Source organism: Vibrio sp. 10N.261.51.C6 (genome assembly GCF_041471785.1).
Taxonomy (GTDB): domain Bacteria; phylum Pseudomonadota; class Gammaproteobacteria; order Enterobacterales; family Vibrionaceae; genus Vibrio; species Vibrio crassostreae_C.
In genome coordinates this window covers 93608-116634 of the sequence record NZ_JBFRPB010000007.1, presented here as the reverse complement: position 1 = coordinate 116634, position 23027 = coordinate 93608, and the positions used below count along the sequence as shown (strand labels likewise).

Genomic DNA, 23027 nt, shown 5'->3' with positions numbered 1-23027 from the left:
AGTAATAAAAAGGCGCCTATTGAGGCGCCTTTTGTTGTTATTCGCTTACTGTCATTTGCTTACTATTATGAAAAGTAAGCGAGTAACCAGATTGATTACTGCTCTTGCTCGCGCGCAATCGCACGGTAACCAATATCATTGCGGTGGAACATACCATTCCAGCTAACTTGCTTCGTCAACGCGTAAGCGCGCTCTTGAGCCTCAGAAACCGTATTGCCCAGTGCTGTTGCACAAAGTACACGACCGCCGTTTGTCACAACGTCGCCAGCTTCATTATTTGTCGTACCCGCGTGGAAAACCTTTTGGCCTTCAACTTCGCTTGTTGGTAGTGAAATAACGTCACCTTTTGCGTAGTCAGCAGGGTAACCGCCAGCCGCAAGAACAACACCGATAGAAGCGCGTGGATCCCACTTCGATTCTGCTTCGTCGAGCTTCTCGTCGATAGCCATTAGGCAAAGTTCAACAAGGTCTGACTCCATACGCATCATGATAGGTTGCGTTTCAGGGTCGCCAAAGCGGCAGTTGTATTCGATAACTTTAGGTGTGCCGTCAGCATCGATCATTAGGCCAGCGTAAAGGAAACCTGTGTAAGGTGCGCCTTCTGCGTCCATACCACGTACCGTTGGGTAGATAACTTCCTCAAGGATACGGTTGTGGATTTCTGGAGTTACAACCGGCGCAGGAGAGTAAGCACCCATGCCGCCCGTGTTCGGCCCAGTGTCTTTGTCGCCAACACGTTTGTGATCTTGGCTGGTGGCCATAGGAAGCACGCTAGAGCCGTCAACCATTACGATGAAGCTTGCTTCTTCGCCTTCGAGGAACTCTTCGATAACAACGCGGCTGCCTGCTTCGCCAAAGGCGTTGCCCGCTAGCATGTCTTTGATTGCGTCTTCTGCTTCTTCAAGGGTCATCGCAACGATAACGCCTTTACCTGCCGCAAGACCGTCAGCTTTCACTACGATAGGAGCGCCTTGCTCGCGAACGTAAGCGATAGCTGGCTCAATCTCAGTGAAGTTTGAGTAGTAACCTGTTGGGATATCATGACGAGCTAGGAAGTCTTTAGTGAATGCTTTAGAGCCTTCAAGCTGTGCTGCAGCTTGAGTAGGGCCGAAGATTGGCAAACCTACTTCGCGGAATGCATCAACCACACCGATAACCAATGGTGCTTCAGGGCCCACGATAGTCAGTTCGATTTTTTTATCTTGAGCAAACGCGACTAAACCAGCGATGTCTTCAACGCCGATGTTTACGTTCTCTAGTTTTGGCTCAAGTGCAGTACCTGCGTTACCTGGAGCGATGAATACTGTTTCAACGTTTGGGTTTTGTGCTGCTTTCCAACCTAGTGCATGCTCACGACCGCCGGCACCAATAATTAATACATTCATTTTATTTTACCTTTGATAGCTTCATCAGATTACCTATTTCGGCGTCAAACATGCTCACTTATAGTCATAAGCTCCGCGTGTTTTCCTTGAACTAGGCAATCTGATTTTGCTCTAAAAATTAAAATTTCTATTAACGTTGATGAGTAAAACGCCAACATTAATGAACGGTTAAACGAATAAAAAAGGCTCTAGGAAAACCTAGAGCCTATTCTGATTAGTGGCGGAAGTGACGCATGCCCGTAAAGATCATCGCCATGCCGTGTTCGTCTGCTGCTGCGATAACTTCGTCATCACGCATAGAGCCGCCCGGTTGGATAACACACTTGATGCCAGCCTCTGCAGCCGCGTCGATACCGTCACGGAATGGGAAGAATGCATCTGATGCCATCACACAGCCTTCAACCTGTAGACCTTCGTCTGCAGCTTTGATGCCTGCGATTTTCGCAGAGTAAACACGGCTCATTTGGCCAGCGCCAACACCAATTGTCATGTCGCCTTTCGAGTAAACGATAGCGTTAGATTTAACGTATTTCGCTACTTTCCAGCAGAATAGAGCATCTTTCAATTCTTCAGCTGTAGGTTGGCGCTTAGAAACCACTTTAAGGTCATCTTCAGACACCATGCCTTGGTCGCGGTCTTGAACTAGCAAACCACCGTTAACGCGTTTAACGTCAAAGCCAGTTGTCTTCGTTGTCCACTCACCACACTCAAGTAGGCGAAGGTTTTTCTTAGCCGCTACGATTGCTACTGCTTCAGCAGAAACTGATGGTGCAATGATAACTTCAACGAATTGACGCTCAGTGATAGCCGTTGCTGTTGCAGCGTCTAGCTCACGGTTGAAAGCGATGATGCCGCCAAATGCAGAAGTTGGGTCTGTTTTGAATGCACGGTCGTAAGCTTCTAGGATGTCTTCACCTAGTGCAACACCACATGGGTTAGCGTGCTTAACGATCACACATGCTGGCTGGTCGAACTCTTTCACACACTCAAGTGCTGCGTCGGTGTCAGCGATGTTGTTGTAAGAAAGGGCTTTACCTTGAATCTGGCGAGCTGTAGAAACTGATGCTTCTTCAGGGTTTGCTTCAACGTAGAATGCGGCTGCCTGGTGGCTGTTCTCACCGTAGCGCATGTCTTGCTTTTTCTCGAACTGTTGGTTGAACGTGCGAGGGAATTTGCTCTCTTCATCGCCTTCCTTGTTCGCGCCGTAGCTAGGAACCATAGTGCCGAAGTAGTTAGCGATCATGCCGTCGTAAGAGGCCGTGTGCTCAAATGCCGCGATAGCGAGGTCGAAGCGAGTCTCTAGGGTTAGAGATTGCTCGTTCGCGTCCATTTCAGCCACAACGCGCTCGTAGTCGTGTGCGTTAACAACGATCGTTACGTCTTTGTGGTTTTTCGCTGCAGAGCGAACCATTGTAGGGCCGCCGATGTCGATGTTCTCAACAGCATCAGCAAGGGTACAACCTTCTTTAGCAACGGTTTCTGCGAATGGGTATAGGTTTACAACAACCATATCGATAGGGTTGATACCGTGAGTTTCCATCACGTCATCATCTTGGCCACGACGGCCTAGAACACCACCATGAACTTTTGGGTGCAGAGTCTTAACACGGCCATCCATCATTTCTGGGAAACCAGTGTAGTCAGATACTTCTGTAACAGAGATGCCTTTTTCAGCAAGCAGGCGAGCAGTGCCACCGGTAGATAGGATATCTACACCACGGTTAGCAAGAGCTTGTGCAAATTCAACGATACCAGTTTTGTCTGATACGCTGATTAGAGCGCGGCGAATTGGACGAGCGTTATTCATGCTTCCATCTTCCTCAAATTCATGGGGTTAAAATAAAGATATTTGCCAAAAAAGAACTTGTTTCTATCTTCTTAGCGTGGATTATCTTAGATACCAGTAAGAGATAAAATATTGGCCAGTTTTGGTAAAGACCTTTTGGGTTAGTCTTATGATTAAGCTATAAGATAACCAACTCCAAATTTGATGGCGCAGATTCTAACTAATTTATTACAAAAAAGCTCGCGCAATCGTTTGGCATCTCAAAATTAATTATGAAAAGTGCCATTTCAGCCTGAAAAGTAACGATAAGGTTAATTGTGGAATGGACGAAACAGTAGGAAAAAACATGTTTCAGATCGGTGAATTAGCGAAGCGATGCGGTGTGACAGCCGATACCTTGCGATTTTATGAGAAGAATAACCTGATCGCGCCAGCCAGTCGCAGTGAGTCGGGCTATCGCCTATATGATGAAAATAACCAGAAACAGGTGACGTTTATTCTCAAATCTAAAGCGTTGGGGCTGAGTTTGGACGAGATTAAAGAATTGCTTGAGATTCGCCTCGAGGCCACACAGCACAGTTGCGCTGAAGTGAAGTCGATTACCTCAGCAAAACTAGAGATGATTGATGAGAAGATTACCGAGTTAACTAAGATTCGCACCGCACTTAAAAAGATTAATGATGCGTGTTGTGGTCACGTAGACGATGATGCAAGCCATTGTTCGATTCTAGCAGCCTTGGACTCAGCAAACGTCGACAAAGGTCGCTGCTGTCGCACTGGAGAGTAATCAGCGACTATCATGGATCGACAAGCCAAAAAAAAGCCAAACTCAACAATGAGCTTGGCTTTCAATTCAATAAATTACGAAAGAACGATTAGTTCATGCCGTATTTTTTAAGTTTCTTGCGAAGAGTACCGCGGTTAATACCCATCATGGTTGCTGCGCGAGTTTGGTTACCGCGAGTGTACTGCATGATAGTGTCTAGTAGTGGCTGTTCAACTTCAGCTAATACTAATTCGTATAACTCGCTGACTTCTTGACCGTTTAATTGAGCAAGGTAATTTTTCAATGATGCTTTAACTGAGTCACGTAGTGGCTTCTGCGTGATTTGGTCTTGTGATGTAACTGTAGTTACTGTCAATGCTTCTGAAGTCAGATTTTGTTCGAACATATTCGGTCTAGCTCTTCTCGTAATTATGGTGCAACGTTATCAAAAAAACCTTCTAGCGCTTCAAGCTGCAGATCACCTGCTTCGAATGCGTTGAAGGTACGGCGAAACTCACTCGCTTGTTCATGTTCTTTTAGATACCAACCCACATGCTTACGAGCGATGCGAGGGCCTAAAAACTCTCCATAAAATTCATGTAGAGCGTGCACATGACCAAGCATGATGTCTTTCACTTCCGAAATCGGGAGTGGGTCCATCGTGGTGCCGTTTTCCAAATAGTGTAGGATTTCGTTAAAAATCCAAGGACGTCCTTGGGCAGGTCGACCTATCATTAAAGCATCAGCGCCGGTGTACTCCAGCACAAACTTCGCTTTTTCCGGACTATCGATATCACCGTTAGCGATAACCGGAATAGATACTGCTTGTTTCGCTGCTTTAATGTGTTTGTATTCTGCCTCACCTTTGTACATACAAGCGCGAGTTCTTCCATGGAGCGCAAGAGCTTGTATGCCGCAGTCTTCGGCTATTTTCGCGATTTGGACACAGTTTCTATTGTCTGTATCCCAGCCTGTGCGCGTTTTCAACGTTACTGGAACGTCGACAGCATTGACCACCGCTTTCAGAATGTCTTCAATGAGTTCTGGATGCTGCAGTAAGGCTGAGCCCGCAAGCTTCTTATTCACTTTTTTGGCTGGACAACCCATGTTGATATCGATGATTTGCGCACCGTTATCGACATTAAATTGAGCAGCCTCGGCCATAAGCTGTGGATCTGCACCAGCGATTTGTACTGAACGAATGCCCGATTCGCCTTCATGTACCATACGCTGCTGAGACTTTGACGTTTTCCAAACTTTCGGATTGGAGGACATCATTTCACTGACTGCCATCCCCGCACCGTAGCGAAGACACAACTCACGGAATGGTCTATCCGTTACGCCAGCCATAGGAGCGACGATTAGATTGTTCTTAAGTTGATAATTTCCGATTTTCAAAAATGTCATCACAGTTCTGTACCAGCAAGGGCGCGCATTTTACGCATTTTTTCGCTGCGTGAAAAGACTAATATTTGAGCATTTACAATTTGTTTTTGTAATTTGTTTAAATTTCAGTCAATTAGCACCCAAAGTCTTGTCTAGCCTTGCTTGCGACCTGAGATTCGACACCATTCTTGTTGTTCGATGATCGGATCAATGTGAAGCTCATCACGATAATAAGTGGCAACATCTTCTGCTTGTGTATCTAAAACACCCGACATCGCAAGTACACCATTTGGCTTAACTAGGCCCTTGATGATGCCAGAAAGGTCGCGTAATGGACCCGCAAGAATGTTGGCGACAACAACGTCTGCTAGCAAACCTTCCGGTTGATCTTGTGGCAAGAACACCTCTAGTTGCTCAGCAACGCCATTGCGTTGTGCGTTGTCTTTTGATGCAAGCAGAGCTTGAGGATCAATGTCGATCCCGATAACTTTTGCTGCGCCTAGTTTGATCGCAGCGATCGCTAGGATGCCTGAGCCACAACCGAAGTCGATCACGGTTTTGCCTGCAAGGTCTAAGCCTTCAAGCCACTCAAGACACAATGCCGTTGTCGGGTGAGTACCTGTACCAAATGCAAGGCCAGGGTCTAGCATTACGTTAACAGCGTCAGGTTCAGGGATATCGCGCCAGCTAGGGCAGATCCATAAACGCTCACCAAACTTCATTGGGTGGAAGTTGTCCATCCATTCACGCTCCCAATCCTTGTCTTCAATTTGCTCTACTTTATGAGCAAAGTCTGCAGGGAACATGTTGCTTGCTTTAATCTGCGCTAGAACGACACCAGTATCAGTCTCAGCGTCGTAAAGCGCGAGAATGTCAGTATCACCCCAAAGGCGAGTTTCGCCTGGCAGAGGCTCAAATACAGGGGTATCTTGTGCATCCAGGAAAGTTACAGAAAGAGCACCAGTCTCTTCCATTAACATGTCGCCGATTTGTTCGGCATTTTCATTGGTAGCATTAAGCTTGATTTGAATCCAAGGCATGGCTGCATCTTCTATATGAGAAAAATTGGATGGCGAGTCTAGCAGAAAATATGAGCAAATTCACCAAAACCCCACGGAATATAATGGGGATTAAAGATTGATTTTTTCGGCGGTTCAAAAACAAAAATGCTCACCGAAGTGAGCATTTTGACTGTTCTTAAACGAACGGATTATGACAAACCAAGTTTCTTCTCAAGGTAGTGGATGTTTGCACCACCGTGTTGGAAGTTTTCGTCGTTCATAATAGACAGTTGAAGCTCAGTATTAACGTTAATACCTTCAACAATCATTTCACCCAATGCGTTCTTCATACGAGCGATAGCAACATCACGGTTCTCACCGTAAGTGATCAGCTTACCAATCATTGAATCGTAGTGTGGTGGCACTGTGTAACCCGTGTAGATGTGAGATTCCCAACGTACGCCCATGCCGCCTGGTGCGTGGAAACGTTCAATCTTACCTGGTGAAGGTAGGAAACGAACTGGATCTTCAGCATTGATACGACATTCGATTGAGTGGCCACGCAGCTTAATGTCATCCTGAGTGAATGATAGAGGCTGACCAGCTGCAATACGTAGCTGTTCTTTCACTAGGTCGATACCCGTTACCATTTCAGTAATCGTGTGTTCAACCTGGATACGAGTGTTCATTTCGATGAAGTAGAATTCACCGTTCTCGTATAGGAATTCAAATGTACCTGCACCGCGGTAACCGATCTCAATACATGCACGAGTACAACGTTCGCCAATGTACTTACGCATCTCTTCAGTGATACCTGGAGCTGGCGCTTCTTCCACAACTTTCTGGTGACGACGTTGCATTGAACAGTCACGCTCACCTAGGTGGATAGCATTACCTTGGCCATCTGCAAGCACTTGTACTTCAATGTGACGTGGGTTTTCTAGGAATTTCTCCATGTAAACCATGTCGTTGTTGAAACATGCTTTTGCTTCAGCACGAGTCATCGCGATAGCTTCTGTTAATTCTGCTTCAGAACGAACAACACGCATACCACGACCGCCGCCGCCGCCAGATGCCTTGATGATAACTGGGAAGCCAATGCGTTTAGCGTGCGCTTTGTTTTTTGCTTCGTCGTCGTCAAGAGGGCCGTCAGAACCTGGTACACAAGGTACGCCAGCTTTCTTCATTGACGTGATAGCTGACACTTTGTCACCCATCATGCGAATGGTTTCAGCTTTAGGGCCAACGAAGATAAAGCCACTGCGCTCTACCTGTTCTGCAAAGTCTGCATTTTCAGATAGGAAGCCGTAGCCAGGGTGAACAGCTACTGCACCTGTAACTTCAGCTGCGCTGATGATACGAGGGATGTTTAGGTAGCTATCGATACCACGAGCTGGACCGATACAAATGGTTTCGTCTGCAAGCAGTACGTGCTTAAGATCACGGTCAGCAGTTGAGTGAACCGCTACCGTTTTAATGCCAAGCTCTTTACATGCACGCAGAATACGTAGTGCAATCTCACCACGGTTCGCGATTACTAATTTATCTAACATAATGAGTGCTCTCTATTATTCGATAATTACTAGAGCTTGGTCGAATTCTACTGGTTGACCGTCTTCAACTAGGATAGCTGTTACAACACCAGATTTATCAGCTTCGATTTGGTTCATCATTTTCATTGCTTCAACGATACATAGCGTTTCGCCAGCAGTTACAGATTGACCAACTTTAACGAATGGTTTTGCGTCTGGGCTTGGAGCGCCGTAGAAAGTACCAACCATTGGAGAAAGAACTTGGTGACCAGCTGGAACTGCAGGAGCTGCTGCTTCTGCTGCTACAGGTGCCGCCGCAGGAGCTGCTGCCGCTACAGGTGCTGGAGCAGCTGCATATTGAACAGGTGCTACAGGTGCAGTGCTGTTACGACTGATTCGTACTGACTCTTCACCTTCAGAGATTTCTAGCTCAGAAATACCAGACTCTTCAACCAATTCGATTAGCTTTTTGATTTTGCGAATATCCATTGTTTCTTTCTCTTTATCTGTTAATTGAACTTACTCTATGACTGAGTAGGTTAGTAATAGTTCGTTGTTTATGTTTACTTTGAGTTGAGCTTGCTGAGCGCAGCGGTCAAAGCAAATTGATAACCTTGGGCACCTAAGCCACAAATCACACCTTCTGCTTTATCAGATAGGTAAGAGTGGTGACGGAATGGTTCACGCGCGTGAACATTCGATAGATGAACCTCAATAAATGGTATTGCAACGCCAAGTAGTGCATCACGCAGTGCCACACTGGTATGTGTAAAGGCTGCTGGGTTGATAATAATAAAATCAACATTTTGATAAGCACTATGGATAGCTTCAATCAGTTCGTACTCACGATTTGACTGTAAGTGAGATAGCTCAACATCGTGTGCTTTCGCTTGCTCGGTCAGTGAGCTAATAATCTGGTCAAGTGTTTGAGAACCGTAGTGTGCGGGCTCTCTAAGGCCTAACAGGTTAAGGTTTGGGCCATTTAAAACTAGAATGCGAAACTTTGTAGACATCGTGGGGCTATCTTCCTTTATCGTGTTTACGAACGTGAATGTTGCCATTTTATTGAAAATTTGCGGTTAATTTCCAGTGAGAAAAACCCAAATTTAAAAATTAGAACCAGATTATAGCTAATTCAGCGCAAATCGCAGCAATTTACTGGTCTAATCTCCTATTGATACAGCTTGGAATTGTTACCAACTTAACAAAAAAGCGTCTTAGCCTTAATTTGGGGCGGGATATTTGAGATCAAGATCAGCCATAAAAAAAACCGCCACATAGGTGACGGTTTAGAAAGTGCTGTTTTAAACAGTGATTAGCTGCTGTGACTGGTTGCTTATGCCAGTTCTGCTTTCTCGGCAATCAGCTTATCAACCACACTTGGGTCGGCCAGTGTCGAGGTATCACCTAGGTTACCTGTATCGCCAGTCGCGATTTTACGCAGGATACGACGCATGATTTTACCCGAACGAGTTTTTGGTAGAGAGTCGGTCCAGTGCAGTACATCTGGCGTTGCAATTGGGCCAATCTCTTTACGCACCCAGTCTTTTACTTCTTTATGAAGCTCTGCGGTTGGGAACTCACCATCATTCAGCGTGATGTAAGCGTAAATCGCTTGGCCTTTAATATCATGAGGGATGCCCACAATCGCGGCTTCTGCAATCTTATCGAACGCGACTAGAGCCGATTCAATCTCAGCAGTACCCATACGGTGACCTGATACGTTAAGTACATCATCGACACGCCCCGTAATCCAGTAGTAACCGTCTTCATCACGACGAGCGCCGTCACTGGTGAAGTACATGCCTTTAAAGGTCGAGAAGTAAGTCTGTTCGAAGCGGTCATGATCGCCATGAACGGTACGCATTTGGCCTGGCCAAGAGTCAAGAATCACTAGGTTGCCGTCTGTTGCACCCTCAATGATGTTACCCATGTTATCAACCAGTGCCGGTTGCACACCGAAGAATGGACGAGTTGCAGAGCCCGGTTTCAGGTCTGTTGCGCCTGGTAGCGGTGCAATCAAGATACCGCCCGTTTCTGTTTGCCACCATGTATCAACAATTGGAGATTGCTCATTACCGATTGTTTTGTAGTACCACTCCCACGCCTCTGGGTTGATAGGTTCACCCACTGAGCCCATGATTCTTAGGCTGTCACGAGAAGTACCTTCAACGGCTTCATTGCCTTTCGCCATCAATGCACGAATAGCCGTTGGCGCCGTATAAAGAATATTAACTTGGTGCTTATCGACCACTTCGCTCATGCGGCTGGTGTTCGGGTAATTTGGCACGCCTTCAAACAGAATCGTTTTTGCGCCATTAGCAAGCGGTCCGTAAACAAGATATGTGTGACCGGTAATCCAACCCACATCGGCTGTACACCAGAAAGTCTCGCCTTCTTGGTAATCGAATACGTATTTGAAGGTCATCGCAGCATAAACAAGGTAGCCACCTGTGGTGTGCATAACGCCTTTAGGTTTACCTGTTGAGCCTGACGTATAAAGGATGAATAGTGGATCTTCTGCGTTCATCTCTTCTGGTGGGCAATCTGCAGATACATTAGCAATAGCATCGTGCCACCACACATCGCGATGTTCGTGCCATGCCACATCACCGCCAGTGCGTTTGAATACAACAACCTTCTCGATGTTTTTCACTTCAGGGTTCGTCAGTGCTTCATCGACATTCTTTTTCAGTGGAACAGCACGGCCGCCACGCACGCCTTCATCGGCAGTGATAACGACTTTAGAATTTGAATCGATAATACGACCAGACAGTGCTTCTGGTGAGAAACCACCAAATACGACTGTGTGAACCGCACCGATACGGGTACACGCCAGCATGGCTACTGCCGCTTCTGGCACCATTGGCATGTATAAACAAACCACATCACCTTTGCGCACGCCTTGCTCTTTTAGAGCATTCGAAAACAGGCACACTTCTTTATGCAGTTCATTAAAAGTTAGAGTTTTATCATCTGCCGGGTCATCGCCTTCCCAGATGATAGCGACTTCATCACCGCGCTCAGCAAGGTGGCGGTCGATACAGTTAGCCGAAACGTTAAGCGTGCCATCTTCAAACCAGCGAATATCAATGTGGCCAGGGTCGAAAGAGGTGTTTTTTACTTGTGTGAAAGGTTTGATCCAATCAACGATTTTTCCGTGTTCACCCCAAAAGCCTTCAGGGTCAGAAACAGATTGCTGGTACATGGCTAGGTAAGTGTCATTATCCGCGTGTGTGGTTGATTTAATATTTTCTTTTACCGGATAAACGTGGGCTTCACTCATTGCATCTCTCCTTGTGCCTACATTCCTAATGAACTGGCAACTTCCTTTGTGTTCAGTTTCTAGGTCTATTACAGAACCGTCTTTGTGTTATCACTCTCGGCTAGGACGGCGATTTCCACAATTAGACTTTAGGATGAGACGCTGCTTTTCACTTACAAAATAGCGAGTTAAGTTCAATTTTGAGATGTTGCTCTCTATGTGAAGCGACAGTGGTTGAATTAAGAATAAGAAGAGTTGAAACGGGGAAGGTCACCATGTTTCAGGCGCACAAAGATCAGCGCAGCGGAGATAGCGTCTTGTAATGCATCATGTTTATTGACCGGGATAGGTAAATCGAGTTGGCGACAGATGGCGTCCATACTGAGATCAAAATAGGCATTGGGCAGCTGTCTTTCGAGTTTGTCTTGATAGAGTTGGCTCACTTCGACTAATCGGTTAGGCAGTGGAAATCCAAGCTGTTTTAAACAGGCGCGGTCGAGAATTTTTTTATCATAGCGGATGTGATAGCCGACTAAAGGACGATTTCCAATGAAGTTCAGTAGCTCGATTAAAGCCTGTTTTTCTTCGATGCCTTGCTTTAGATCTTGATGACGGATACGGTGGATTTTTATTGAATTGCAATCGAGCGATTGGGGGGCGCGCAACCGGACTTCAAAAGGTTGGCTGGTAATGATTCGGTTACCGATGATCTTGGTCGCGGCAATGGTAACTAATTCTGCCTGATTGGGATCTAGGCTGGTGGTTTCACAATCGAGCGATACATATTCATGATCAATAGGCGCACTAAACAGAGGCTGATAGAGGGAGCCTTTGAGCTTGTGATGCCAGTAATAGCGAACCAACCTATTCATCGTTCAATGCCTAATCCCGTATCTGATAGTGGTAGCCGAGCCATTGCTTGAATTTCTTCACCACGTGCAGGCTATGACGAAGCAGATCCCTGTCTGCTCGTTCCATCAGTTTGACGTTAATCTTGTTGCTGCTGTGCTGCTGAGAAAGCCTTTGGGCTAAGCGCCACTTAAAGAATTGCTTGAGTGCTTCACTGAGATTATCGGCAGTACTTTGCTCTAATACTTTCTTGCTGACCAGCTGCTCAATGCGTTCGAAGGTGTTGTTGACCGTGACACCATGTTCTAGGCAAAGCGCTCTCACACCATGCACGATAGGGAAAATACCGCCTTGTTTGATATCGAGTCCGGACTTAGATTGCTTCACATTACCAAACAGGGTCAGGGGAACTGAGAAGTTCAGCGCCGGGCGGCAGAACTCCGTCAGAATCAATTCTTGTCCGAGCATTAAATCACTGAGGTGCTGCTTTACAGGTTTTAATAACTCTCTATTCCCCGCTACTGCGTGTGCATCTGCCATGATCGCGATATCCATCACGGTGTCTGGCGTGGCTTTTTTTACCCAATGGGTGAGGGTTTGTTTCCACTCTTGTTCTGAATGCACCCATTTCGGATTGTTGACCATTACGTTGCCCGGGCACAGTGGGTAACCCAATTGTTGAAGGGTATGTGTGAGGTCGTTCATGGCACTTTGGCATTGATGCCATTCCAAACCATCTTGAATAATCAGAGCGTTGTCTTGATCGGTTTTGAGAATTTGCTCTCCACGCCCCTCAGAACCCAGCACGATTAGGCAGCAATGATTATGCAGTGCAGGTGGGATCACCAACTCAAAAGCCTTCTCTATGATCTGTTCGTTGACCGCAGAAATCAGCTCCATGATAAAGCGTGTGCGAATCCCATTACTGAGCAAGCTCTCGACCAGTTGACGTTGTTTGTTGGATGCCATTGCCAATTCTTCAACGCTGGTGGCGCGCGCAATACGCAAAGTAAGAACGTGGGAGTGTGTGGAGAATGCACTGAGAATCTGTGTCATATCCACCATGCCGACCGCATTTTTACCATCACAAACCATCAACCTTTTTACTCGATTTCTGGTCATGGTAATCATGGCGTTAAATAAGAAATCGCCTTGGTTCACGTGCATCACCGGAAACGTTGCGATCTCACCGACAGGCGCATCCAGTGTGAAATTATCGAGCATCACAGCATGCAATAAATTGGTTCGAGTGACGATTCCATACGGCAAGGAACATGATGATCCAAAAGCTTTTGGATCATCATGTTCCAAATGGACTAGGGCCGAGTCTAACCCTTGTTCTTTAAGGGTTTGAGTGACTTGGTTGATCGGTTGGTTTGGTTCAAGTATCAGTGGTGGGTGATAGATAGAGTCATCCACTTTGGTTAATATAAACTCGGCAAGATTCTGTTGCTGCTGGGCGGCTTCTATCAAAGCTTTTCGTGTTGATAGGTTGCTATCAAAGTAGGCAGCGAATTGGCCATTGGCGTGGTAAAGCTCAAGAAAAATATCGGTGGGCAGCAGATAACTTAATGTATCTTCGAGTGCGATATATTGGTGTTTGGTGTGGGGTTCAAACTGGCTGCGGACATCAAAAATATCGTCATTGGCATAGTGTGCGTAAATCTCACCATCACTGCTCGCGCGCTCTTCAACAGCTCCTTTGATCAAAATATGCAGGTGTCGGCTCGGCCTTTCAGCTTCCAGTATCACTTCTTGAGAGCGGTAATACACCACGTCTAATGAAGAGCGAAGCTTCAACTGTTCGGCGTCGGACAGGCTATCGAAGGGCGGGTGCTGCATATTAAATTTGTCAGGCATAAGCATCACAAGAAGAAATGGGAGTCTTTATTCAGTCTGACAAAATACCAGCGAAGCTCCAGACGACTTTAGTCTAAATGCGAGTATGAGTATTGATGAGCGTGAAATCTCTTGTTGAAATGCGATATCCAGACCCATTGAATATGGGAATACTATCCCAGTAATAATTCCCTTTTTCATCGTATGCGAGATAGGCATAATTGGTGCTGCCTTTTTCCGTACACTTTATAGGTCATTTATGTTTAGCCCTTCACCCTATGGCTGGATCTCTCAGTATTTTCTTGGTTTCTTTTTTGCGTATGGCGTGTATTTGCCATTTTGGGCGTTGTGGTTTGAAGACCAAGGCGTGTCTGCTGGTGATATTGGCGTATTGATTGGTATCGGCTTTGCGACTCGTTGTGTGGCCAACTTAGTGATTACGCCGCGTATCCATAAAGTGGAACACTTGATGCCAGCGCTACGCTGTTTGAGTTTCGCTGCGCTGCTGTTTGTCGGTTTCCACTTCTTCACCGGTGGCAGCTTTATACTGATGTTGTTGGCAACGGTACTGTTTAACCTCTGTTGTGGGCCGATCATTCCTCTTTCTGATGCGATGGCTAACCATTACAGTCGTTTGAAAATGCTCGACTACGGCCGAACTCGTCTTTGGGGATCAATTGCCTTTATCGCAGGTTCAACGGTTGTTGGCTATTTGGTGGCACAATTCGGCACTGACATGATTTTGTATACTGCGCTTGCCGGTGTGTTGCTGTCATTGATTCTTGCGATGAGAAACCCCAATGTGATGCCAGTAACGCAATCTGAGCAACAAGCGGCGCGACCAAAACTAGGTGAACTGCTGCGTGAGTCGTCAGTGGTAAAGTTTTTAGCCTTGATGGCGCTGCTGCAAGGTAGTCATGCGGCTTACTACAGTTTTAGTGCGATTTATTGGAAAGAAGCGGGTCACTCAGAAGCTATCATCGGTTATTTGTGGAGTTTAGGTGTTGTTGCTGAAGTGGCCGTATTTGCTCTGAGTAAGCGATTATTCTCAGGCTGGTCACTGCGTACTTTGTTTGTCGTCGCGGCTATTGGGGTGATGGCGCGTTGGGGTATAACCGCATCAACCACGGCGATTTTTGCACTGGTGATGGTGCAGTTGCTGCACGGTGTGACATTTGCCATGGCACACATCGCCGCGATTCAATACATCCAATCTGAAGAACAAAACAAGATGGTTGCGCTACAAGCCCTGTATAACGCGATTCCATTAGGTGCCTTTATTGCACTGATGACCACCTTAAGTGGTTGGGGTTATGAGCTTTGGGGCGCAAATATCTTCTGGGGCATGGCTGCAATGGGTGCACTTGCTCTGTTCATTAAGTTGGATGAAAGAAGTTCAGTGGTTGAGATTAATCAATCAGATTCGGAACAGTCAGAATCTCACAGCAAATGCTGATAATTAGAGTCTAAAGCACAGAATTTAAGCGATGCGATTGAGTTAATCACCCATCCTTAGTTAAATGAAACCTCTCCCTTATGGAGAGGTTTTTTTATGGATGAAAAAAGGGTTTTCAATGCAAGGATGGATAGTAATTCCAGTCTCTTTAGCCTACTTGGGCGTGTTATTTCTGATCGCTTGGTATGGAGACAGGCAGGTTCGTTGGCTATCGCGTTGGCGCCCGTGGATCTATAGCCTTTCGATTGCCGTGTATTGTACCTCTTGGACCTTCTATGGAACGGTCGGGCAGGCGAGTAACAACCCTTGGTCTTTTTTACCCATTTACCTCGCCCCGATTCTAGTCTTTACACTAGGCTGGCGGATCTTGGCGCGGCTGATCCTGATTGCGAAGCGGGAACATATCACCTCCATTGCCGACTTTATCGCGGCTCGTTATGGAAAATCTCAGGGCTTAGCGGTGGCGGTGACGGTTATCGCCGTGGTTGGTATCCTTCCTTATATTGCTCTGCAACTGCGTGGTATTACCATGGGGTTGGATATTGTTGCACCCAACCTAGCGGCTGACTTCGGTTATCAGGACTATCATGTGTCTTGGTTTGTGGTCGGTGCTTTGGCTATTTTTACCATGCTGTTTGGTACAAGACACATTGATAACACAGAGCATCACCGTGGCATGATGATGGCGGTGGCGTTTGAATCCATCGTTAAGCTCGCCGCATTCTTGATTGTTGGCTTGTTCATCATGTATCTGGCGATGAGCAGCGACAAGATCGACTTGCTTGATGTGGCGGCTTCCACCTACGAATCACCCAATATTCCGACCTTAATTATTCATACCGTTTTAACCATGTTGGCGATTGTCTGTTTGCCCCGCCAGTTCCATACCATGGTGGTAGAGAACGAACGTCCTCAAGACCTGCATACCGCTCGCTGGTTGTTTCCGCTTTACCTGATTTTGATGGGACTGTTCGTGCTGCCAATTGCTTGGGCAGGACAAGGACTACTTACTGGTATGCCAGCGGATACCTATGTGATCAGTGTGCCAATGTCAGAAGGCGCTAATCACATTGCCTTGCTGGCTTTCCTTGGTGGTACGTCTGCGGCAAGTGGCATGGTGATAGTGTCGACCATCGCCTTGGCGATCATGGTGTCGAATGATTTAGTGATGCCACTGTTACTGCGCCGTATGCGCCTAACCCAAAGAACCCATCGACACTTTTCTGGCCTGCTATTGGTGATTCGCCGCGGGCTAATTTTACTGCTGTTACTGGGTGCTTGGCTGTTTTATCAAGCGCTCGATACCATCCATTCACTGTCAGCGATTGGCTTTCTTTCCTTTGCTGCGATTGCTCAATTCGCGCCAGCACTTATTGGTGGTTTGTACTGGCGCCCGGGTAACCGCAAGGGCGTGTATGTCGGCTTAATGGTGGGCTCGTTGATTTGGCTGATTACCTTGATGAGCCAAACCAGCATGTTGGCTGGCGACAGTGAAAGTAACCTTTTACTGTGGATTATCACGCCGCCAGAACTGCTCAGTAGCTGGAATATCAGCAGTTCAAACTGGGGCATTGTGCTGAGTATTGTACTTAATACCTTGTGCTATGCCGTAGTTTCGATGTCGACCAGGCCAAGCCTAAGTGAGCGCTTACAATCAGCAGCATTTGTTGGCACGCCGCTGCCTGAAAACGAGAATATCAGCCTTTACCAGAACCGAGTGACGGTCGCTGAATTAGAGATGCTGGCGTCGCGTTTTGTGGGTCGCAAACGTGCGAAAAGTGCCTTACACAGCTATTGGCAACAACACGGTCAGCCGCTGCTTCCTAATCAACAAGCGCCTGCAAGTCTGATTCGACACGCAGAGCGCGTGCTCGCCGGAGTATTCGGTGCTTCGTCTGCTAAGTTAGTACTTACTTCCGCTTTACAGGGAAGAAACATGCAGCTTGAAGAAGTCGCGACCATCGTGGATGAAGCTTCGGAACTGTACGACTTCAGCCGTGGTTTACTGCAAGGCGCGATTGAACATATTGGCCAAGGCATCGCAGTAATCGACAAACAAATGAGGCTGGTGGCGTGGAATCAGCGCTATCTAGAATTGTTTGAGTTCCCTGCTGGTTTGATACAAGTGGGCAGGCCGATCTCCGATGTGATTCGCCATAATGCTCAGCAAGGTTTGTGTGGTCCGGGTGACCCTGAAGATCATGTGCGTCGCCGTGTTTATCATTTGGAGCAAGGCACTCGACATACCTCTTCTCGCATTCGTCCTGATGGTCGAGTGATTGAAGTGCAAGGTAACCCGATGCCAAGTGGTGGCTTTGTGATGAGCTTTACCGACATCACGGTATTCCGACAAGCAGAGCAAGCGCTAAAAGATGCCAACGAAAGTTTGGAATCGAGAGTGCATGAGCGAACTCAAGAACTCGAAAAACTGAACCATCGCTTGGTAAAAGCCACGCAGATTTCGGATCAAGAATCACAATCTAAGAGTCGTTTTCTAGCCGCGGTAAGCCACGATTTGATGCAGCCGCTCAATGCCGCACGTCTATTTGCTTCGTCACTGTCTGAGGTGGCAAAAGAGCAAGAGGTGAAGCAGTTGTCATCTCACATCGAGAGTGCACTTGGCGCCGCAGAAGATTTGATTGGTGACTTGCTGGATATCTCTCGATTGGAGTCCGGAAAGTTAGAAACCAACATTCACGCGATTGCCGTGCATGACGTATTAACCAATTTGAACGCGGAATTTAGCGCTCTAGCGAGACAACAGAAAATTGAGTTTAAGATGATTCCGTCGTCATTGTTCATTCATTCAGACCCTAAGCTGTTGAGGCGTGTGATTCAGAACTTTTTGACCAATGCGTTCCGCTATAACCCGGAAGGGAAAGTGGTACTGGGTGCGAGAAGAGTCAATGGACAGGTTCGAATTGATGTGTGGGATAATGGAACCGGTATCGATGAAGACAAGCAACAAGAAATCTTTGAAGAGTTTACTCGTGGCAGCCAAGTACGAGCCGATCAAGGATTGGGGTTAGGGCTGGCTATCTCGAAAGGTATTGCTCATGTGCTTGGCCATCAAATTTCGATGCGCTCATGGCCGGGGCAAGGCAGTGTCTTTTCCATCACCTTAGCTAGAGCGGAAAAAGTGGCTCCAGTTGTGCAAGCTTCGACGCCAATGGCGACCAGCGACATCGAACATCTCAAGATATTGTGTGTCGATAATGAACGAGAAATCTTAGTCGGTATGGAAAACCTGATCGGACGTTGGGGCTGTGAGGTTAAGACGGCGGTTGATTTGGTCGAAAGCTTGCAGTGCCTAGATGAGGGTTGGCTACCTGATGTGATTTTCTCTGATTACCGTTTAGATAATGGCAGAACGGGTCTCGAAGTCCTGCAGCAGTGTCGCTTGCGCCTCGGAGACTCTTTTGAAGGTGTCATCATCAGTGCCGATAGAACCGATGACATGTTGGCAGCGATAAAGGCCAACAGCTTTAGCTTTATTGCCAAGCCAGTGAAACCACTTAAGTTAAGAGCGGTCTTGAATCGAGTGAGCTAGTTTAATTAACTCTTAGATATTAAAAAGGCCTCAGATGAGGCCTTTTTTGTTTCTGTGGATGACTATTCGTTTTTTAATTCAATAACTAACCAGCAATGCCACCTTGTGTCAGTGTGGTTGGATCAAGCAGTTTACTGAGCTCTTCTCGGCTAAGATCGGTTTCTCTTTCTGCGACATCCAGAATTGGTAAGCCTTCTTTGTAAGCTTTCTTGGCAATATCAGCCGCCTTCAAGTAGCCAATCACAGGGTTAAGTGCGGTCACTAGGATTGGGTTCTTTGACAGTGCCAAATCGAGATTGTCTTGGCGTACCGTGAAGGTCGCGATGGCTTTGTCCGCTAAAGCGACTGAGCTGTTTGCCAATAACTCAATACTTTCCAACACGTTATGAGCAATCACTGGCAGCATCACATTAAGTTGGAAGTTACCTGATTGTCCGGCTACGGTAATGGTGGTGTCGTTGCCAATGACTTGCGCCGCCGCCATAGCTGCAGCTTCTGGAATCACAGGATTTACCTTGCCAGGCATGATCGATGAGCCTGGTTGTAGAGCCTGTAATTCAATTTCCCCTAAGCCAGCCAACGGCCCAGAGTTCATCCAGCGAAGATCGTTTGAGATCTTCATGATCGCAACTGCTGCCGTTTTGAGCTGACCTGACAGCGCAACGATCGCGTCTTGACTGCTGAGGCTAAAAAAGAAGTTTTCACTCGAGCTAAAACTGATCTTTGTCGATTGAGACAGGTTACTCGCAAACTTATCGGCAAAGCGTGGGTCAGCATTGATCCCTGTTCCAACCGCAGTACCACCTTGTGCTAAAGCCTTGATAGCGGGCAGGGTGTTCTCTATTGCTTGCTTAGCGTGTTCTATCTGAAATTTCCAACCACCTAGCTCTTGAGCAAAGGTCATTGGCATCGCATCCATTAGATGAGTGCGGCCGGTCTTCACGACCTCCGCAAGTTCCTGTTGTTTGATGGTGAGTGCTTCAGAAAGGTGAGTTAATGCAGGTAATAGCTTATTTTCAGCCATCAAAGCAACGCTCACTTGAATTGCGGTTGGCACCACATCGTTACTGCTTTGGCCCATGTTGACGTGATCATTGGGGTTCACGTCGCCTTGCAAGCTTCTTGAGGCAAGCGTAGCAATCACTTCATTGGCATTCATGTTGGAACTGGTACCTGAACCGGTTTGGTAGACATCGATAGGGAATTGATCGAGGTGTTTACCCTCAATGATCTCTTGGCTGGCTTCGGCTATCGCGTTGGCAATATCACCTTCCAGTAGACCTAACTGAGTATTGGTATCTGCCGCTGCCTGTTTAATTAACGCCAGTGCTTGAATAAAACTGGTCGGCATCTTGTGAGAGCTAAACGCGAAGTTATCCGCTGCACGCTGAGTTTGTGCTTGGTATAGCGCATCGGCAGGGACTTTCACTTCGCCCATGCTGTCTTTTTCAATCCGAAATTGTAGGGTCATGTTCTATCCTTGTTAGCCAAGTGGGGCTTGGACTTGTTTTAGTGTTTGGCTGAGATTCAAAAAACGCGCTTGGCCTTGAGGTTGCTGGCAGTAGTGGCGCTTCAAATAAAATAGTGGTGAGTGAATAGAGTCTAGGCAGATATGACGAAAGGCGAAACTGCGCTGAGGAGACTCAATCGCTTCAATCAAATGAAAGAAAACTTGGCGTAGATACAGCTCGCACAACAAGATGTTTTCTTGAGCGGCATGCTTTTCATAGTAAGCCGAAAGCGTCAGTGCACACTCGATATACTCTCGAATTACAAACGGCTCATTGCCTTGAACTTGTTCTAATGAAGCAAAGCGATCCTGTGCTTTGTAAAATCTCGAATAGAGAACCTGCTGCTCTTTCATCATCATCTGCATCTCTTTATTGGATGTTAATGATAATTATTATCAAATAAAATTTTAAAAACAACCCTTTGTTTATCTTTTTATAAAGTGAGCAGAAAAAGAAAAAGCCGATACACGAAGTATCGGCTTTCTGGAGTCAGTACCTAATCCCTACAATGTAAGTACTGATTCATTTTTTGCTAAACATCTTTGTTTAATGGTCGTGCTTAGTGGTCGTGAGCTTCACCTGCACCTTTCGGGTAACGGATGTTCTCAACCATATCTTGTACATCTTGTGGTACTTCAGCAGTTACTTTGTTTACAGCAATCGATACTACGAAGTTTAGACACATACCTAGCGTACCGATGCCTTCTGGGCTGATACCAAACCACCAGTTTTCAGGTGTGCTTGCTGCTGGGTTAATGAACTTGAAGTAGATGATGTAGCTTGCTGTGAAGGCAATACCTGACAACATACCTGCAATTGCGCCTTCCTTGTTCATCTTCTTGTAGAAGATACCTAGGATAATCGCTGGGAAGAAGGATGCTGCGGCTAAGCCGAAGGCAAACGCTACTACCTGTGCTACAAAGCCTGGTGGGTTAATACCTAAGTAACCGGCACCGACAATCGCGACCATGGCTGCCAGACGAGCGGCTAACAGCTCCTGCTTGTCGGTCATGTTTGGTCTGAAGCCTTTCTTCAACAAGTCATGTGAAATCGACGTTGAGATGACCAATAGTAGACCCGCGGCTGTTGATAGTGCGGCTGCTAGGCCACCGGCTGCAAGCAGTGCTACAACCCAGTTTGGTAGTTTCGCTAGCTCTGGAGAAGCCAGTACGATGATGTCACGGTTAATCTTCATCTCGTTGCGCTCATCGCCCGAGTAGAACATTTTGCCATCGCCGTTCTTATCTTCCCAACCTACTAGGCCAGTGCTTTCCCAGTTTCTGTACCAGCTTGGTGCGTCCGCTGCAGCGACACCTTGCATGTCAGGGCCGTTGATTGTTTCGATCATGTTTACACGAGCGAATGCTGCAACGCCTGGTGCTGTTGTGTATAGCAATGAGATGAACAGTAGTGCCCAACCCGCTGAGATACGAGCATCACGTACTTTTGGTACCGTGAAGAAACGAATGATTACGTGTGGAAGACCCGCAGTACCGACCATTAGAGCCGCACAGATGAAGAATACATCTACCATGCTCTTGTTACCTTCGGTATAGGCGGTAAATCCGAGTTCTTCGGTCAGTCCATCCAGTTTATCAAGAAGGTAAACATCTGTGCCTGATAGCGTAGAGCCCATACCAACTTGTGGAAGTGGGTTACCTGTCATCATGATTGAGGTAAAGATTGCTGGAACAAGGAAGGCGAAAATGAGGACACAGAATTGAGCTACCTGCGTATAAGTGATGCCTTTCATGCCACCTAGTACTGCGTAGAAGAACACAATACCCATACCAATGATGATGCCTAGGTTAATATCAACTTCTAGGAAACGAGAGAATACAACGCCCACACCACGCATCTGGCCTGCAACGTACGTAAACGATACGAAGATTGCACAGAATACCGCTACCATACGTGCCGTTTTCGAGTAGTAACGCTCACCGATGAAATCAGGAACCGTAAACTGACCGAACTTACGTAGGTAAGGTGCTAAACATAGCGCAAGTAGTACATAACCACCTGTCCAACCCATTAGGTAAACCGCACCGTCGTAACCAACGAATGAGATGATACCTGCCATTGAGATGAATGATGCTGCCGACATCCAGTCAGCGGCGGTCGCCATGCCGTTTGCTACTGGGTGTACACCACCGCCAGCAACGTAGAACTCACTAGTAGACCCTGCACGAGCCCAGATTGCGATGCCGATATATACCGCGAAAGTAATACCGACGAGAATAAACGTCCAAGTTTGAATATCCATGTTCTAGCCTCTAGTCTTCCTGTACGTTGTATTTTTTGTCGAGCGCATTCATGCGGACAACGTAAATAAATATCAGCGCCACGAAGGTGTATATCGAACCTTGCTGAGCGAACCAAAATCCTAGCTTGAACCCGCCAAACTGAACGGTATTGAGGGCATCCACAAATAAGATGCCAGCGCCGTAAGACACCGCAAACCAGACCGCGAGCAGTGTTCCCATAATTCCCAAGTTTTCCTTCCAGTAGGCTTGAGCATGTTCCGTAGATTCGAACGCCATTGCCTTCTCCTTTATTCCGTTTTCGTAGAAACTGTTTTTGTGAAACCGTTTTGTAAAATAGCGTGTTAACGTAATGTTACGATTTAGAATGTAGCAAGGATAAGTCAAGGGATCTGTGCAACTTTAGTCGGGATGGTATTAGCGCTAATGCACTGAAATAT

The 23027-nt window shown here is 46.7% G+C and carries 18 protein-coding genes; 3 read left to right on the top strand and 15 right to left on the bottom strand.

The annotated features are described in order from the left end of the window. Positions 1 to 95: 95 nt before the first annotated feature. A complete protein-coding gene (gene purD / locus AB4375_RS01445) occupies positions 96 to 1385 on the bottom strand; it encodes a phosphoribosylamine--glycine ligase (RefSeq protein WP_017062702.1) in 1290 nt (429 codons plus the stop codon). A 214-nt stretch (positions 1386 to 1599) separates the two neighbouring features. After that, a complete protein-coding gene (gene purH, locus AB4375_RS01440) occupies positions 1600 to 3192 on the bottom strand; it encodes a bifunctional phosphoribosylaminoimidazolecarboxamide formyltransferase/IMP cyclohydrolase (protein ID WP_136977503.1) in 1593 nt (530 codons plus the stop codon). Between the two features lie 325 nt (positions 3193 to 3517). Here purH and zntR point away from each other — a divergent pair, with 325 nt between their 5' ends. Next, positions 3518 to 3958, top strand: a complete 441-nt coding sequence (gene zntR / locus AB4375_RS01435; protein WP_048612394.1) for a Zn(2+)-responsive transcriptional regulator — start codon at positions 3518 to 3520, stop codon at positions 3956 to 3958. A gap of 88 nt (positions 3959 to 4046) precedes the next feature. Here the strand turns inward: zntR and fis are convergent, their stop codons facing one another. From fis to AB4375_RS01390, 9 genes are all read right to left on the bottom strand, one after another. Further along, complete coding sequence (fis, locus tag AB4375_RS01430; RefSeq protein ID WP_004729744.1) at positions 4047 to 4343, bottom strand: DNA-binding transcriptional regulator Fis; 297 nt, start codon at positions 4341 to 4343, stop codon at positions 4047 to 4049. 23 nt (positions 4344 to 4366) lie between these two features. Next, on the bottom strand, positions 4367 to 5335 hold the full coding sequence (dusB, locus tag AB4375_RS01425) for a tRNA dihydrouridine synthase DusB (protein ID WP_032546269.1): 969 nt from the start codon (positions 5333 to 5335) through the stop codon (positions 4367 to 4369). 140 nt (positions 5336 to 5475) lie between these two features. Beyond that, positions 5476 to 6363, bottom strand: coding sequence for a 50S ribosomal protein L11 methyltransferase (prmA, locus tag AB4375_RS01420; RefSeq protein ID WP_017055901.1), 888 nt, complete (start codon positions 6361 to 6363; stop codon positions 5476 to 5478). 170 nt (positions 6364 to 6533) lie between these two features. After that, on the bottom strand, positions 6534 to 7877 hold the full coding sequence (gene accC, locus AB4375_RS01415; RefSeq protein WP_017062706.1) for an acetyl-CoA carboxylase biotin carboxylase subunit: 1344 nt from the start codon (positions 7875 to 7877) through the stop codon (positions 6534 to 6536). Positions 7878 to 7892: 15 nt separating this feature from the next. Continuing rightward, a complete protein-coding gene (gene accB / locus AB4375_RS01410; protein ID WP_017062707.1) occupies positions 7893 to 8345 on the bottom strand; it encodes an acetyl-CoA carboxylase biotin carboxyl carrier protein in 453 nt (150 codons plus the stop codon). Positions 8346 to 8419: 74 nt separating this feature from the next. After that, on the bottom strand, positions 8420 to 8869 hold the full coding sequence (aroQ, locus tag AB4375_RS01405; RefSeq protein ID WP_010435475.1) for a type II 3-dehydroquinate dehydratase: 450 nt from the start codon (positions 8867 to 8869) through the stop codon (positions 8420 to 8422). 323 nt (positions 8870 to 9192) lie between these two features. Then, positions 9193 to 11142, bottom strand: a complete 1950-nt coding sequence (acs, locus tag AB4375_RS01400; protein WP_009844693.1) for an acetate--CoA ligase — start codon at positions 11140 to 11142, stop codon at positions 9193 to 9195. 218 nt (positions 11143 to 11360) lie between these two features. Continuing rightward, positions 11361 to 11993 carry a 3'-5' exonuclease gene (locus AB4375_RS01395; protein ID WP_372050894.1) on the bottom strand — a complete coding sequence of 211 codons (633 nt, stop codon included), beginning with the start codon at positions 11991 to 11993 and terminating at the stop codon, positions 11361 to 11363. 10 nt (positions 11994 to 12003) lie between these two features. After that, on the bottom strand, positions 12004 to 13836 hold the full coding sequence (locus AB4375_RS01390; RefSeq protein WP_371713378.1) for a DUF294 nucleotidyltransferase-like domain-containing protein: 1833 nt from the start codon (positions 13834 to 13836) through the stop codon (positions 12004 to 12006). A gap of 232 nt (positions 13837 to 14068) precedes the next feature. Between AB4375_RS01390 and AB4375_RS01385 the strand changes: the two genes are divergently transcribed. Beyond that, complete coding sequence (locus AB4375_RS01385) at positions 14069 to 15265, top strand: 3-phenylpropionate MFS transporter (protein WP_017062710.1); 1197 nt, start codon at positions 14069 to 14071, stop codon at positions 15263 to 15265. 118 nt (positions 15266 to 15383) lie between these two features. Beyond that, positions 15384 to 18815: a PAS-domain containing protein gene (locus AB4375_RS01380; protein ID WP_372050893.1), complete on the top strand. Its 3432-nt coding sequence runs from the start codon at positions 15384 to 15386 to the stop codon at positions 18813 to 18815. An 85-nt stretch (positions 18816 to 18900) separates the two neighbouring features. Here the strand turns inward: AB4375_RS01380 and AB4375_RS01375 are convergent, their stop codons facing one another. The 4 genes from AB4375_RS01375 to AB4375_RS01360 all read right to left on the bottom strand — a co-directional run bounded on the left by AB4375_RS01375 (position 18901) and on the right by AB4375_RS01360 (position 22866). Beyond that, positions 18901 to 20286 carry a class II fumarate hydratase gene (locus tag AB4375_RS01375; RefSeq protein ID WP_372050892.1) on the bottom strand — a complete coding sequence of 462 codons (1386 nt, stop codon included), beginning with the start codon at positions 20284 to 20286 and terminating at the stop codon, positions 18901 to 18903. A gap of 12 nt (positions 20287 to 20298) precedes the next feature. Continuing rightward, a complete protein-coding gene (locus AB4375_RS01370) occupies positions 20299 to 20685 on the bottom strand; it encodes a hypothetical protein (protein WP_372050891.1) in 387 nt (128 codons plus the stop codon). A 200-nt stretch (positions 20686 to 20885) separates the two neighbouring features. Further along, complete coding sequence (locus AB4375_RS01365) at positions 20886 to 22589, bottom strand: sodium:solute symporter family protein (RefSeq protein WP_102394136.1); 1704 nt, start codon at positions 22587 to 22589, stop codon at positions 20886 to 20888. A gap of 10 nt (positions 22590 to 22599) precedes the next feature. Beyond that, complete coding sequence (locus tag AB4375_RS01360; protein ID WP_010435433.1) at positions 22600 to 22866, bottom strand: DUF4212 domain-containing protein; 267 nt, start codon at positions 22864 to 22866, stop codon at positions 22600 to 22602. Positions 22867 to 23027 lie beyond the last annotated feature (161 nt).